Below are 14,163 nucleotides of genomic sequence, written 5' to 3'. Positions count from 1 at the left end.
GGCAAGCCATTGACTTCCGACCTGCTCGCACCCCTCGACCTTGCGTTCTGGAACATCGAGTCCGCCGAACACCCGATGCACCTGGGGGCCCTCGGTGTGTTCGCGGCGCACACACCGACCGCCGGCGCCCACGCGGCCGACCTCCTCGCCGCGCGGGCCGCCGCCGTGCCCGGGCTGCGCATGCGCATCCGCGACGCCTGGCGGCCGCGCGGTCTGCTGCGCGCGCCGTTCTCCTTCGGCGGCGCCGCCCGCGAGCCCGCCCCCCACTTCGACCCGCTCGACCACGTCCGGCTGCACGCGCCGACGGCCGACTTCCAGGCGGCGGCCGGACGGCTGATGGAGCGCCCCCTGGAACGCGGCCGGCCCCCCTGGGAGGCGCACGTCCTGCCCGGCGGGGACGGGGTGTCGTTCGCGGTGCTGTTCAAGTTCCACCACGCCCTCGCCGACGGCCTGCGCGCCCTGACACTGGCCGCCGCCGTCCTCGACCCGATGGACCTGCCCGCCCGCCGGCCCCGTCCCGAGGTCCCCGCGCGCGGGCTCCTGCCCGACGTGCGCGGACTCCCCGACGTGGTGCGCGGCGCCGTGTCCGACGTGGGCCGGGCCCTGGACATCGGCGCCTCCGTCGCCGTGTCCACCCTGGCCACCCGGTCCACCCCCGCGCTCACCGCCGAGCCGAGCGGCACCCGCCGTACCGCCGGGGTCGTCGTCGACATCGACGACGTGCACCTCGTCCGCAAGGCCGTCGGCGGCACCGTCAACGACGTCCTGATCGCGGTCGTCGCCGGCGCGCTGCGCCGCTGGCTCGACGAGCGCGGCGACGGCAGCGAGGGTGTCGCGCCCCGCGCCCTCATCCCGGTCTCCCGGCGCCGCCCGCGCACCGCGCACCCCCAGGGCAACCGTCTCTCCGGCTATCTGATGCGGCTGCCGGTGGACGACCCCGATCCGCTGCGCCGCCTCGCCGCGGTCCGGTCGGCCATGGACCGCAACAAGGACGCGGGCCCGCACCGGGGCGCCGGGGCCGTCGCCCTGCTCGCCGACCACGTGCCGGCGCTCGGGCACCGCTTCGCCGGGCCGCTGGTCGCCCAGGCCGCCCGGCTCTGGTTCGACATCCTCGTCACCAGCGTGCCGCTGCCCGGCATCCCGCTGAAGCTCGGCGGCCACCCCGTGGCCGAGGTCTACCCCTTCGCCCCGCTGGCCCGCGGCCAGTCGCTGGCCGTCGCCATCTCGACGTACCGGGGCGGTGTGCACTTCGGTCTCGTCGCCGACGCGCGGGCCGTACCGGACCTCGACGTGCTCGCCCGGGCGATCACCGAGGAGGTCACCGCACTGATCACCGCCTGCGATCCCTGACCCGCCCGCCCACGGGGCCCTTCCGCCGGATTTTGGAGGAGGGGCCCGGCGTTTCGTAGAATTCCGCGTTCGAAAGCGAGCGCGACCGGAGCGCCGCGGGTGATCAGGGAACGGCAGCGGCGATGACGGTGACAGATGACGGCTCGACGGCGATCAGGACCGAGGCCGGACAGGAGCCCGCCGACGACGTCGTGTACGGCCCCGGTATCGACCCCGAGCGGCTGGCCGTCTGCCTGAGCGTGCTCGAGGAGCTCGACAAGCTGGAGATCGACCACCCCGACGCGATCGCCGTGCGCCGGGCCACCGCGGGCGTCTACCGCACCGTGAAGCAGCGCCGCCGCCAGGAGCGCCGGGCGGCGAAGACCGCGCACGACAAGGCGGTCACGGAGGCCACCGCGACCGGCTCGGCCCAGCGCATCGACGACGAGACCGAGGGCCTGCTGCCGTCCTCCCGCACCGAGGAGGGCCGGATCGCGGGGATACTCCAGCGCCCGCGCTCCTGCTACACCTGCAAGGCCCGGTACGTCGAGGTCGACTACTTCTACCACCAGCTCTGCCAGGACTGCGCCCGGCTGAACCGCGACAAGCGCGACGCGCGCGCCGACCTCACCGGCAAGCGCGCCCTGCTCACGGGCGGCCGCGCCAAGATCGGCATGTACATCGCCCTGCGGCTGCTGCGGGACGGCGCCCACACCACGATCACCACCCGGTTCCCGAAGGACGCCATCCGCCGGTTCAAGGCGATGGACGACTCGGCCGACTGGATCCACCGGCTGGAGGTCGTCGGCATCGACCTGCGCGACCCGGCGCAGGCCGTGGCCCTCGCCGAGCGGGTCGCCGAGGCGGGCCCGCTCGACATCCTCGTGAACAACGCGACGCAGACCGTGCGCCGGCTGCCCTCCGCCTACGCGGCGCTGGTCGAGGGCGAGAGCGCCCCGCTGCCCGCCGGCGAGCTGCCCGCCCACCAGGTGATCGGCGCCTTCAACTCCGGCGCGGTCGACGGTCTGACCGCGCTGCCGCTGGGCGCGAGCGGCCTGGACGCCCAGAAGGTCGCCGACCTCGCCCTGGTCGCGGGCAACGCCAGCGTCGCCCGGCACCTGGACGGCACGGCGATCGACGCCGGCGGTCTGGTCCCCGACGTCGTGGAGTCCAACACCTGGGTGCAGACCATCGACCAGATCTCCCCGGTCGAGCTGCTGGAGACCCAGCTCTGCAACTACACCTCGCCCTTCATCCTGATCAGCGCCCTGCGGCCGAGCATGGCCGAGGCCGCGAAGAAGGCGGCGAGCGGGCGCTCGTACGTGGTGAACGTCTCCGCGATGGAGGGTGTCTTCGGCCGCGGCTACAAGGGTGCCGGGCACCCCAACACCAACGCCGCCAAGGCCGCGATGAACATGGTGACCCGCACCAGCGCGCAGGAGATGTTCGAGTCCGACGGCATCCTGATGACCTCCGTCGACACGGGCTGGATCACCGACGAGCGCCCGCACTACGACAAGCTGCGGCTCGCCGAGGCCGGCTTCCACGCGCCGCTCGACCTGGTCGACGGTGCCGCCCGGGTCTACGACCCGATCGTGCGCGGCGAGGCGGGCGAGGACCTGTACGGCGTCTTCCTGAAGGACTACGCACCCGGCAAGTGGTGACGCCCGCACAGCCCCGAATCGCGGTGATTCGGGGCGTGTTGGCCGGTTCCGGCCGGGCGTTGTGCGGGACCGGGGTGAGTTGGGTCCCCCATCGGGGCCCTGTTGCGCCGAACGGGTGACGGGCAAAAGCCGTGTCCAGGGGCAGAACAGGCGATGTCGGGCGGGTGGTTACCGGTCGACTCCGGAGATTTACACGTTGTTTGCAGCCCCATCGAGCAGCCATGCGCTCATTTGGTTAATCTGGAGCGGACGGACAGCGCCACAGGGTCCCAACCCACACCCATGGTCCGTCCCGGGACAAGCCGGTGCACAACGGCCTGCTTGCACACCAGTTACCGACGCCACCGCGTCCGAATCGACGTTGAGCTGGACCCGAAGGGGCGTCAGGTACCGGACCGCAGACTGGCCCGCTCCGCCCCCCGAGGGTGATCCGACACAGAAGGAGTGCGCGGTGACACCTGAGAAGACGAACGGCGAACAGTGCCCCAAGGAACGCACGGAGCGCGCGGGCCGAGGGTCGAAGGAGATGGGCAGTCTCGACGTGTGGGCCCGGTCCGCCCCCATCCGGCTGGCGGGCTACGAGGAGGACCTCGCGGAACCCCACATCCTGCCCAGCGTCGACTGACGGGGCGGGCCACCCACCGATCGCGGAGAGCCGCGGCCGACGACCGGCCGCGGCTCCGGCATGTCCGGCGCCGGATCGCGTCCCGCTTCTCTCTCCCCTTCTCCCCCTCTTCCCTTCCTTGACCCATCGCTCATTTGCCTAAATACTTTAGGTGGAGTCATACTCGGTTAAGGCAAGCGGAAGGATCGTTGTGGCACGCGTAGGACTCACCCCGGACCGCCTGGTCCGCGCGGGCGCCGAGCTGGCCGACGAGATCGGCTTCGAGCAGGTCACCGCGTCGGAGCTGGCCCGGCGCTTCGGCGTCAAGGTCGCGAGCCTGTACTCGCACGTGAGGAACACCCAGGACCTGCGGACGAGGATCTCCCTGTTCGCGCTGGAGGAGATGGCCGACCGGGCCGCCGACGCCATCGCCGGACGGGCCGGCAAGGACGCCTTGGTCGCCTTCGCCAACGTCTACCGCGACTACGAGCGCGAGCACCCCGGCCGGGCCGCCGCCGCCCGCATGCCGCTCGACCCCGAGACGGCCGCCCGCAGCGCCGGTCCCCGGCACGCGCAGATGACCCGGGCGATCCTGCGCGGCTACGACCTCGCCGAACCGGAGGCCACGCACGCGGTCCGGCTGCTCGGAAGCGTTTTCCACGGGTACTCCAGCCTGGAGTCGGCGGGCGGCTTCCGGCACAGCGCGCCCGACTCCGAGGAGACCTGGAACCGGATCCTGGACGCCTTGGACTCCTTGCTGCGCAACTGGCCCACCGAGCCCACCTCCTGATCGACAGGCTGAGGACATGAACACCGAGCACGACTGGACCACCACGACGGTCACCGCGGACCTGCTGCGCGGCGCCCTCGACACCGAGCGGACCGAGCACGGGCTGCTGCCGCACCGGCTGCCCGCCCGGGCCCGTGCGCAGAACACCGACGGGCAGCTGGCCATGGCCGAGTCGCACCCGTCCGGCGTACGGCTCGTCTTCCGCACCCGGGCCGCCAGGGTCGAGCTCGACGCCCTGCGCACCCGGCGCAGCTACGTCGGCGTGCCCGAGCGGCCGGCCGGCGTGTACGACCTGCTCGTGGACGGACGTCTGGTGGCGCAGGGCAGCGTCGACGGCGGCAACGTCGTGACCGTCGACATGGCGGCGGGCACCGACGAGCGCCGCTCGGGACCGCCCGGCACGGTCCGGTTCGACGGGCTGCCCGAGGGTGACAAGGTCGTCGAGATCTGGCTCCCGCACAACGAGACGACCGAACTGATCGCCCTGCGCACCGACGCCCCCGTCGAGCCCGCGCGCGACTCCGGCCGCAAGGTGTGGCTGCACCACGGCAGTTCCATCAGCCACGGCTCCGACGCCGCGAGCCCCACCGGCATCTGGCCCGCCGCCGCGGCCGCCCTCGGTGACGTGGAGCTGATCAACCTGGGCCTGGCCGGGAGCGCCCTGCTCGACCCGTTCACCGCCCGCGCCCTGCGCGACACCGCCGCCGACTTCATCAGCGTCAAGATCGGGATCAACCTGGTCAACCTCGATCTCATGCGGCTGCGTGCCTTCGGGCCCGCCGTCCACGGTTTCCTCGACACCGTCCGCGAAGGCCACCCGACGACACCGCTGCTGGTGGTCTCGCCCATCCTGTGCCCGATCCACGAGGACACCCCCGGGCCCTGCGCCCCGGACTACAGCGGGCTCCGTGAGGGCCGGCTGCGGTTCGTGGCCATGGGCGAACCGGCGGAGCGTGCGGGCGGCAAGCTGACGCTGAACGTCATCCGGGACGAGCTGTCCCGGATCGTGCGGGAGCGGGCCGCCGACGACCCGCACCTCTCCTACCTCGACGGCCGCGAACTCTACGGCGAGGCCGACTTCGAGGAGCTGCCGCTGCCCGACGGCCTGCACCCCGACGCGACGACCCACCGCCGCATGGGCGAGCGGTTCGCGAAACTGGCCTTCGGCGTCGACGGGCCGTTCGCGCGGGAGGTGTGAGCCGGACGGGGCGGCCCGCTCAGTCCAGCGGCGCCGTCCTGCGCCACGGCCGCAGCTCCTCGACGCGCTCCGCGAGGGCCAGCAGCGCCGCCTCGGAGCCGGGGCGCCCCACCAGCTGCACGGCGGTGGGCGCTCCGGACGGCAGGGTGCCGAACGGCACCACCATCGCCGGCCAGCCCGTGAGGTTCCAGGGCGGGGTCAGCGGTGAGTAGCCGGTGTTGGCCAGCACGTTGCGCAGCCAGCCCCGCTCGTGCCACGGCGCCGACCGGGGGGAGCGGCGCGCGAGGGCCGGGGTGAGCAGCACGTCGTACTCGGCGAAGAACGGCTCCAGCCGGCCGCGCAGCCGCTCCCGGTCCTCACCGGAGCGCGCCCGGCCGACGAACCGGCGGCCCACGGCCGCGTGCACCCGCGTCCGGCGGGTCAGGAGCGCGGTGTCCAGGCCCCGGGCGTCCACCGACGTGCCCGCCGTCCAGTGCGTCAGCGAGGTGACGCCCAGCGACATCAGGTACGGCGGATCGGCCCTGCGCACCTGGTGACCGGCCTTCATCAGCAGCGCCGCCGCCTCCCGGGCGGCACTCGTGTACGGCTTGCTGATCGTGACACCGGCGATGGGGCTGCGCAGCGACACCGCGATCCGGTACGTCTGCGGCGTCTTCGGCGCCGCCACCTCGGTGCCGGCGAGGACCGCCAGCATCAGCCGGGTGTCCTCGACGGTCGTGGCGAGCGGGCCGTTCTCCGACATCCCGAACCAGTCGCCGTCGCCGATGCCCGCCGGGACCACCCCGTGGCCCGGCTTGATGGTTACCAGGCCGCAGTTGGCCGCGGGGATGCGCAGGGACCCCATGCCGTCGTTGCCGAGGGCGAGCGGCACCAGGCCCGCGGCGACCGCGGCCGCGCTGCCGCCGGACGAACCGCCCGCCGTGCGGGAGGTGTCCCAGGGATTGCGGGCCGTGCCGTGCACGCCCTCGGTGGTGCCGAAGACGCACAGCTCCGGCACGTTCGTCAGGCCCACCACCACCGCTCCGGCGGCGCGCAGCCGGGCCACCGTGACATGGTCCTCGGCGGCCGGGGCGTCCGGCGTCGCCGCCGAGCCGACCCGCATGGACTCGCCGCGCACCGCCAGGTTGTCCTTGACGGCCACCGGCACGCCGGCCAGGGGCAGTTCGGCGAGATCGCCGCGCGAGGCCACCTCGTCGGCCTCGGCGAGCGCCGCCTCGGCGCGGACCACCCGGAAGGCGCCCACATGCCCGTCGAGCCGCTCGATCCTGGCGAGGTGCTCGGCCACCACCTCCCGGGGCGTGGCCCGCTTCTCGCGGACGGCGGCGGCGATCTCGGCGGCGGTCCGGCCGACCCAGCTGGTCACGGGCGCTCCTTCTGCGTACTCGCGGGTATGTAGGAGAACTCTGCCCCGCGCCGGGCCCCGAGTCGAGGGGGCGCCGGGCCTGGATGTCCGGGAGTGCCTCGATGGACGAGGCGCCCGACGCCGGGCACCACGGGGGACTGTCGGCCGAGGGGGCGGCCCCGGGCACCAAGTGGGCCCGCCGGCCGAGGGGGCGGCCGGACGCGCCGGGCGGGACCCGGCGGTGGCCGCCCTTCGCCGTGTCAGCGCCGACCGGTGCCGTGGTAGCGCTGGGCGAGCCGGGCCAGGGCGACCGCGCCGAGCAGCAGGCCGAAGTCGCGCAGCGCGATGTCGTAATGGCCGGGGATCGTCAGGAGGTTGACGATGATCCCCGCGAGCCAGCCGGCGACGAGCCAGCCCCCGAAGCGGGGAGCCACGGCCACGACCAGTCCGGCGACGATCTCGATGACGCCGACGGCGTACATGGCGGCCTGCGCGCTGCCGGGGACGACGTCGTCGATCCAGGGGGCCAGGTAGCCCGGCCAGTCGACGAGCAGATTGGCGAACTTGTCCAGCCCGAACAGCACGGGGGCGACCGTGAATCCGACGCGCAGGATCCAGAAGGCCTGGTAGCCGGGGTCCGTGGCGATGGCCTGCCGCGAGGTGCCGGGCGTGGCGGGAGCGGGAGCGGGTGCGGACGACATGACGCCCTCCTTCTATGAACAATGTCTCTTGATGATAGAAGCGCACCCCGTCTCTTTAGTCAATGCGGATTGGTTTTACACTGGGGTTCGTGGATCACCCGAAGGAAGCACCCCGCGACGACCTCTCCGCCCTGGCGGCGCTGGACGAGCCGACGCGCCGCCGGCTGTACGACCTCGTGGCCCGCAGCGCCGGGCCCGTCGGCCGCGACGAGGCCGCCGAGACACTGGGGCTGGCCCGGCAGACCGCCGCGTTCCACCTGGACCGACTGGCCGGGGAGGGACTGCTGGACGTCGTCTACGAGCGACGCAGCGGGCGGACCGGACCGGGCGCAGGACGCCCGGCCAAGCTGTACCGCCGCTCCGGGCGCGAGGTCGGCGTGAGCGTGCCCGCCCGGCAGTACGAGCTGGCCGGGCAGCTGCTGGCCGAGGCCGTGGAGGAGTCCGACAGCACCGGCGAACCCGTCCGCGCGGTGCTGAACCGCAAGGCCGCCGAGCTGGGCGAGCGGCTGGGCGCCGAGGCCGCCCGGGGCGTCGTGGACCTGCTGGAGCGGTACGGCTTCGAGCCGCGCCGCGAGGGTGACACCGTCGTCCTGGGCAACTGCCCCTTCCACCTCCTGGCCCGCAGGCACGTCGACACGGTGTGCGGGATGAACCTGCATCTGCTGCGCGGCGCGCTCGCCGCCTCCGGTGACACCGCCTACCGGGCGTGCCTGGCCCCGGCTCCGGGCCGCTGCTGTGTGGTGCTAGTGCCCGCCTCCTGAGCGGCGCCGCGGCTAGGGGGTGTCTGACAATTCCCGCCTGCCTCGCGGTGTCCGGCACGCACGCTCGCCGCGTTGCCGAAACGCCCACGTGACTCCGCCACGCGGGCGCTCCGGCGCCTTGCGATCGCACGCACCGGACGCCGCGAGGCCCGCCCTTCCGGGCGGACGACGGGAATTGTCAGACACCCCCCAAGGGCCGTACCGCCGTGAAACCCGGTTGACCGGGGTGCCGCCGTAGGGCTGGATGGGTACATGGCCGACGTCCAGGGCTCCTACGACGACCTCTTCCTCGCCGTCCCGACCGCGTTCGCCGGCATGCTGGACGCCGGGGACGCGGGAGGCTCCGTCGCCGTCTTCGTGGACGGCGAACCGGTGGTCGACGTCTGGGGCGGACACGCGAACGCGGAACGGACCGCCCCCTGGGAGCGGGACACGATCGTCAACGTCTGGTCCGTGACCAAGACGATGACGGCCCTGTGCGCCCTCGTCCTGATCGACCGGGGCGACCTCGACCCGGACGCACCGGTGGCCCGGTACTGGCCGGAGTTCGCGGCGGCGGGCAAGGACAAGGTGCTCGTCCGGCACGTCCTCTCGCACACCGCGGGGCTCCCCGACTGGGACGGGTCGGTCGAGGACCTCTACGACTGGCCGGCGGTCACGGCCCGGCTGGCGGCGCGGGCGCCCCGGTGGGAGCCCGGCACCGCGGCCGGATACCACTCGCTCACCCAGGGCTTCCTCGTCGGCGAGGTGGTGCGCCGGATCACCGGCGGCAGCGTCGGGGAGTTCCTCGCCGCGGAGGTGACCGGGCCGCTGGGCGCCGACTTCCACATCGGCCTGCCGGCCGAGCACGACCACCGGGTCGCACCGGCGATCCCCCCGGCCGGGCGGGACGAGGACTACACGTCGAGCGCGCCCGGCGATCCGGCGAACTCCGAGGCGGGGAACGGCATGCGCGTCCGGGACGGCAACAGCCTGCCCTGGCGCCGTGCGCAGATCCCCGCCGCGAGCGGATACGGCAACGCCCGCTCGGTCGCGCTCGTGCAGTCCGTCCTGGCGTGCGGGGGAGAGGTGAACGGCGTACGGCTGCTGTCACAGGCGGGCTGCGAGCGCGCCCGCGAGGAGCAGTTCGACGGTGACGACCGGGTGCTCGGGATGCCGACGCGGTGGGGGCTCGGGTACGGCCTGTTCGGCGGCGCGTGCGGCTGGGGCGGCTGGGGCGGGTCGCTCGTGATGATCGATCCCGGCAGCCGGCTGGTCGTGGCCTATGTGACCCACCAGATGCGGGAGCCCGCCGACGACACCCGGGGGATGGAGATCGTGGCGGCGGCGTACGAAGGGATCCAGGGACTCTGAGCCGCTGAGAAGCCCGGCGGCGCACGCCCTGTCCGGGGAGGCCCGGCCCGTCACGCGCCGCGCGCCACCCCCGTGCTCCCGCGCTCCACCAGCCGGGGCACCGGCACGCCCACCGCCCGCGCCGACCCCCCGTCCAGCAGGGCGATCAGTTCACGGGCCGCCGTCCGGCCGAACTCCGCGCTGTCCCGGGACAGGGCCGACAGCCAGGGCTTGACCATGCGGCACAGGGCCGAGTCCTCCCAGGAGACCACCGAGACGTCCGCCGGGACGGAGAAGCCCAGTTCGGTCGCGGCGCCGGCGCCCGCCACCGCCATCACGTCGTTGTCGTAGATGAGCGCCGTCGGGGGAGCGGCGCCCTCCAGCACCCGGCGGGTGACGGCCGCGGCCTCGGTGTCCGAGTAGTCCGTCGTCACCGACCGCACCTCCGTCAGGTCCCGCCGCCCCGCCTCGGCCCGCAGCGTGCGGATCCGGCGTTCGGTGTGGGCCAGTCCCGGCAGCCCGGCGATGTGTGCGATCCGCCGGTGGCCGAGCGCGTACAGGCCCTCCACCACGGACGCCATCGCGCCCGCGTCGTCCGCCCACACCGTCGACAGACCGGGGTGCCGGTCGTCCGGTGCGCCGCCGATCACCACGGCGGGCAGGCCGAGTTCGTCCAGGAGGTCCGGGCGGGGGTCGTCGGTGCGCGGGTCGACCACCAGGACGCCGTCGACCCGGTGCTCGGCCCACCAGCGCCGGTACACCGCGCACTCGTCGGAGACGTCCTCCACGACCTGGAACAACAGCCCCAGGTGCCGCTCCGCCAGCACCTCCTGGATGCCGGAGACCAGTTGCAGGAAGAACGAGTCGACCCCCAGCGTGTCGGCGGGGCGCGCCAGCACGAAGCCGACCGTCGCCGCTCCCTCCCCGGACAGGGCGCGCGCCGCCGTGCTGGGCCGCCAGCCCAGGTCCTCGGCGACCCGCCGCACCCGCTCGCGGGTGTCCTCGGACACCCCGGGACGGCCGTTCAGCGCGAAGGAGACAGCGCTCTGCGAGACCCCGGCGTGTCGCGCGATGTCCTTCATCGTCGGCCGCCGGGCAGGTGAGCGTCGGCCCGGAGTCGCCGTCATCGTGATCCCCCCGTCCAGGACGCATTCGTGCGGCACGCGCACTAATGCGGTTCAGTGACGTGATCCTAATGCGCTTCAGCTCCGGTCGTCTAATGCGCATTAGTCACTAATGCAATTAGCTGTGCGAGAGCCATTGACGCTCCCTCGCGACGGCGTGCAGGGTCTGCCTCGTCCCACCAATCAGCCCATCAAGGAGGCCGGTTCACGGTGCCCCTCTCCCGTAGAGCCCTCGCTGCCGCATTCGCCGTCTGTGTCGCGCTCCCCCTCAGCGCCTGCGGTTCGTCGGGGGGCGGCAGCGCCGACGCCGACGCCTCCGGCAAGGTCGAAGGCGACATCACCTTCCAGACCTGGAACCTGCGCGCCAACTTCAAGGACTACTTCGAGGGCGTGATCGCCGGCTTCGAGAAGAAGTACCCCGGCACCAAGGTCAAGTGGATCGACCAGCCCGCCGAGGGGTACGCCGACAAGATCAGCGCCGACGCGGCGGGCGGCACGCTCCCCGACGTCGTGAACGTCTCGCCCGACCTCGTCGCCCCGCTCGCCAAGGCGGGCCTCGCGCTCGACCTGGACAAGGTCGCGGCGAAGTACAAGAAGGAGTACCTGGACGGCGCCTGGGCCAGCCACCAGGTGCCGGGCCTGCAGGGCACGTACGCCTTCCCCTGGTACCTCAACACCGGCCCGCTCTTCTACAACAAGACCCTCTTCAAGGAGGCCGGCCTCGACCCCGAGCAGCCGCCGAAGACGTACGACGAGGTCTTCGACGCCGCCCTCACCATGGCGGAGAAGACGGACGGCAAGGTCGCCACCCTCGCCAACGTGCCCACCATCGAGGACTTCGGCCGCTACGGCGTCCCCCTGATGAACAAGGAGGGCACCGCCTTCGCGTTCAACGACACCAAGGGCGTCGAACTCCTCACCAAGTACAAGGAGCTGTACGACGCCAAGGCGCTCGACCCGCAGGCGCTCACCGCGACGCCCGAGTCCTCCGGCAAGAAGTTCCTCACCGGGGCCGTCGCCATGAACCCGGGCAGCGCGCTCGACCTCGGCAACTTCAAGAAGCAGGCGCCCAACCTGTACAAGAACATCGGCATCACCGACCAGATCACCAGCACCGGGCACGTCAACATGTACGTGATGGGCGTGATGGTCAACGCGCAGACCAAGCGCACCCCCGCCGCCGTCGCCTTCGCGCACTACGTCACCGACGCCGAGCACCAGATGTCCTTCGCCAAGAAGGTCGCGATCTTCCCCAGCACCGCCGGCTCCCTCGACGACCCGTACTTCACCAAGGAGGACGGCACCGACGAGACACGGGTGCGGGTCGCCGCCGCCAAGTCCCTGAAGAACGCCGTGAACTACACGCCCGTGCTGTTCAGCGAGCAGATGAAGACCGCGCTGCGCAACGAGGTGGCCAAGGCGCTCCAGGGCAAGGAGAGCCCGAAGGAAGCGCTCGACAACGCTGTCGAGGCCTGCGACCGGCTCCTCCGGCAGCAGGGCTGACCGACGATGGCCAGCTCCACCGTGTCCCGGGTGCGGCGCCAACTGCCCTCCAGCCCCTGGCTGTTCGCTGCCCCGGGCCTGCTGATCACCGGCGCGTTCATCCTGTACCCGTTCGTCTCCACCCTGGTCAACGCCTTCACCGACCGGCGCACGCTCATCCCCGGTGAGTTCGTCGGGCTGGCCAACTTCTCGGAGCTGCTCCACGACGACATGTTCTGGATCGGACTGCGCAACAGCACGCTGTACGTCCTCGTCGTCGTCCCCGCCCTCGTCGTCCTGCCCCTGCTGCTCGCGCTGCTCGTGCAGAAGAACATCCCCGGCATCACCTTCTTCCGGTCCGCGTTCTACACCCCGGTCGTCGCCTCGATCGTCGTCGTCGGACTGATCTGGGTGTGGCTGCTCGACGAACGGGGCCTGGTGAACTCCGTGCTGGAGGCGATCGGCGTCGGCCGGGTCGGCTTCCTCAGCGACCAGTGGCTGCTCCTGCTGAGCGCCATGGCCGTGACGGTCTGGAAGGGCCTCGGCTACTACATGATCATCTACCTGGCCGCGCTCGCCAACGTGCCCCGCGAACTGCACGAGGCCGCCGCCGTCGACGGCGCGGGCGCCGTCCGCCGCTTCCTCTCCGTCACCGTGCCGGCCGTCCGCTCCACCATGGTCCTGGTCGGCGCGCTGTCCTCGGTCGCCGCGTTCAAGGTGTTCTCCGAGGTGTACCTGATGGCCGGCCCGAGCGGCGGCCCGGCGGGCGAGGACACCACCCTCGTCATGCTCGTCCAGCGCACCGGAACCGGCCTGACCGGCCGGGTCGGCTACGCCTCGGCGATCTCGGTCGTCGTCTTCGTGGTCACCGTCGCCCTGATGCTGCTCGTGCTGCGGGCCGACCGGAAGGACGCGTCATGAGCGTCATCGACAAGGCGCCCCCCGCCCCCGCGCGGCCGGCCGCCCCGCGCGAGCCCCGCATCACCGACGAGCACGGCCGCCGCGTCCGCGTCTGGGAACTCGCCCTGCGCTACCTGCTCCTGCTGGGGGTGCTCGCCCTCACCGTCGGCCCGTTCCTCTGGCAGCTGTCGACGTCCCTCAAGGGACCCACCGAGGACATCTTCAGTTCCCCGCCCCGCTTCCTGCCCGCCGACCCCACCCTGCACAACTACGAGCGGGTCGCCGACACCATCCCGGTCTGGGACTACGCCCTCAACTCGCTGAAGGTAGCCGCCGCCAACGTCGTCACCAACTGCGTCGGCGCGGCCCTCGCCGGGTACGCCCTGGCCCGCCTGCGCTACCGGGGCCGTACGGCCGCCACCCTCGTCTTCATCCTCGCGATGCTCGTCCCGGTGGAGGGCATCATCATCGCCCAGTTCACCACCATGCGGGAGCTCGGCCTGAACAACACCCTGATCGGGGTCGTGCTGCCGGGCTGCGTCAGCGCCCTCAACGTGCTGCTGATGCGCAACGCCTTCCTCAACCTGCCGTACGAGATCGAGGAGGCGGCCTTCGTCGACGGCGCCAACGTCTGGCAGCGCTTCCTGCGCGTCGCGGTGCCGTCCGTGAAGGGCACCCTCGCGGTCGTCGCGATCTTCGCCTTCATGGGCGCCTGGGACGACTTCCTGTGGCCGCTCATCGTGCTCAGCGACCCGTCCAAGTTCACCCTGACCATCGGCCTGAACTATCTGCACGGCACCTTCGCCAACGACGAACGCCTCGTCGCCGCCGGCACGATCATCGCCGTCGCCCCGCTGATCGCCCTGTTCGCCTGCCTCCAGCGGTACTTCTTCCGCGGGGTCGGCGAGGGCGCCGTCAAGGGCTGAACACGACCTC

General features: G+C 72.5%; 13 protein-coding genes. 10 read left to right on the top strand and 3 right to left on the bottom strand.

What is annotated here, in order from left to right; genetic code table 11:
- Positions 1-9: 9 nt before the first annotated feature.
- The 5 genes from ADL34_RS21020 to ADL34_RS21005 all read left to right on the top strand — a co-directional run bounded on the left by ADL34_RS21020 (position 10) and on the right by ADL34_RS21005 (position 5,585).
- Positions 10-1,350 carry a wax ester/triacylglycerol synthase family O-acyltransferase gene (locus ADL34_RS21020; protein ID WP_062670997.1) on the top strand — a complete coding sequence of 447 codons (1,341 nt, stop codon included), beginning with the start codon at positions 10-12 and terminating at the stop codon, positions 1,348-1,350.
- A gap of 122 nt (positions 1,351-1,472) precedes the next feature.
- Entirely contained in the window at positions 1,473-2,993 is a 1,521-nt protein-coding gene (locus tag ADL34_RS21015) for an SDR family NAD(P)-dependent oxidoreductase (protein WP_062670995.1), read from the top strand.
- 451 nt (positions 2,994-3,444) lie between these two features.
- Positions 3,445-3,618 carry a hypothetical protein gene (locus ADL34_RS35735; RefSeq protein WP_107115699.1) on the top strand — a complete coding sequence of 58 codons (174 nt, stop codon included), beginning with the start codon at positions 3,445-3,447 and terminating at the stop codon, positions 3,616-3,618.
- A 190-nt stretch (positions 3,619-3,808) separates the two neighbouring features.
- The gene (locus tag ADL34_RS21010; RefSeq protein ID WP_062670993.1) at positions 3,809-4,387 is read left to right on the top strand and encodes a TetR/AcrR family transcriptional regulator; all 579 of its coding nucleotides are present in this window, start codon (positions 3,809-3,811) and stop codon (positions 4,385-4,387) included.
- A 16-nt stretch (positions 4,388-4,403) separates the two neighbouring features.
- Positions 4,404-5,585 (top strand): GDSL-type esterase/lipase family protein, encoded by a 1,182-nt coding sequence (locus tag ADL34_RS21005; protein ID WP_062670992.1) that lies wholly within the window; start codon positions 4,404-4,406, stop codon positions 5,583-5,585.
- 19 nt (positions 5,586-5,604) lie between these two features.
- On the opposite strand, the gene ADL34_RS21000 is transcribed toward ADL34_RS21005, so the two are convergent.
- Complete coding sequence (locus tag ADL34_RS21000) at positions 5,605-6,948, bottom strand: amidase (protein WP_062670990.1); 1,344 nt, start codon at positions 6,946-6,948, stop codon at positions 5,605-5,607.
- Between the two features lie 239 nt (positions 6,949-7,187).
- Complete coding sequence (locus tag ADL34_RS20995) at positions 7,188-7,628, bottom strand: hypothetical protein (protein ID WP_199835606.1); 441 nt, start codon at positions 7,626-7,628, stop codon at positions 7,188-7,190.
- 62 nt (positions 7,629-7,690) lie between these two features.
- Between ADL34_RS20995 and ADL34_RS20990 the strand changes: the two genes are divergently transcribed.
- Together ADL34_RS20990 and ADL34_RS20985 are read left to right on the top strand one after the other, a co-directional pair.
- Positions 7,691-8,389, top strand: a complete 699-nt coding sequence (locus ADL34_RS20990; protein WP_062670988.1) for a helix-turn-helix transcriptional regulator — start codon at positions 7,691-7,693, stop codon at positions 8,387-8,389.
- A 252-nt stretch (positions 8,390-8,641) separates the two neighbouring features.
- Positions 8,642-9,742, top strand: coding sequence for a serine hydrolase domain-containing protein (locus ADL34_RS20985; RefSeq protein WP_062670986.1), 1,101 nt, complete (start codon positions 8,642-8,644; stop codon positions 9,740-9,742).
- Between the two features lie 50 nt (positions 9,743-9,792).
- Here ADL34_RS20985 and ADL34_RS20980 read toward each other — a convergent pair whose 3' ends face one another.
- The gene (locus ADL34_RS20980) at positions 9,793-10,848 is read right to left on the bottom strand and encodes a LacI family DNA-binding transcriptional regulator (protein ID WP_062671181.1); all 1,056 of its coding nucleotides are present in this window, start codon (positions 10,846-10,848) and stop codon (positions 9,793-9,795) included.
- A 207-nt stretch (positions 10,849-11,055) separates the two neighbouring features.
- On the opposite strand from ADL34_RS20980, the gene ADL34_RS20975 reads away from it, so the two are divergent.
- From ADL34_RS20975 to ADL34_RS20965, 3 genes are read left to right on the top strand one after another with little or no spacing between them, the layout of a single operon-like run.
- On the top strand, positions 11,056-12,348 hold the full coding sequence (locus ADL34_RS20975; protein ID WP_062670984.1) for an ABC transporter substrate-binding protein: 1,293 nt from the start codon (positions 11,056-11,058) through the stop codon (positions 12,346-12,348).
- 6 nt (positions 12,349-12,354) lie between these two features.
- Entirely contained in the window at positions 12,355-13,248 is an 894-nt protein-coding gene (locus ADL34_RS20970; protein WP_062670982.1) for a carbohydrate ABC transporter permease, read from the top strand.
- Positions 13,245-14,153 (top strand): carbohydrate ABC transporter permease, encoded by a 909-nt coding sequence (locus ADL34_RS20965; RefSeq protein WP_062670980.1) that lies wholly within the window; start codon positions 13,245-13,247, stop codon positions 14,151-14,153. The genes ADL34_RS20970 and ADL34_RS20965 overlap by 4 nt, the downstream gene beginning before the upstream one ends.
- Positions 14,154-14,163 lie beyond the last annotated feature (10 nt).

Origin of the sequence: Streptomyces sp. NRRL WC-3605, from assembly GCF_001509795.1 — a bacterium.
Taxonomy (GTDB): Bacteria; Actinomycetota; Actinomycetes; order Streptomycetales; family Streptomycetaceae; genus Streptomyces; species Streptomyces viridochromogenes.
Note: the sequence above shows the minus strand (reverse complement) of the source record. Positions and strands in the feature narration are given on the sequence as shown.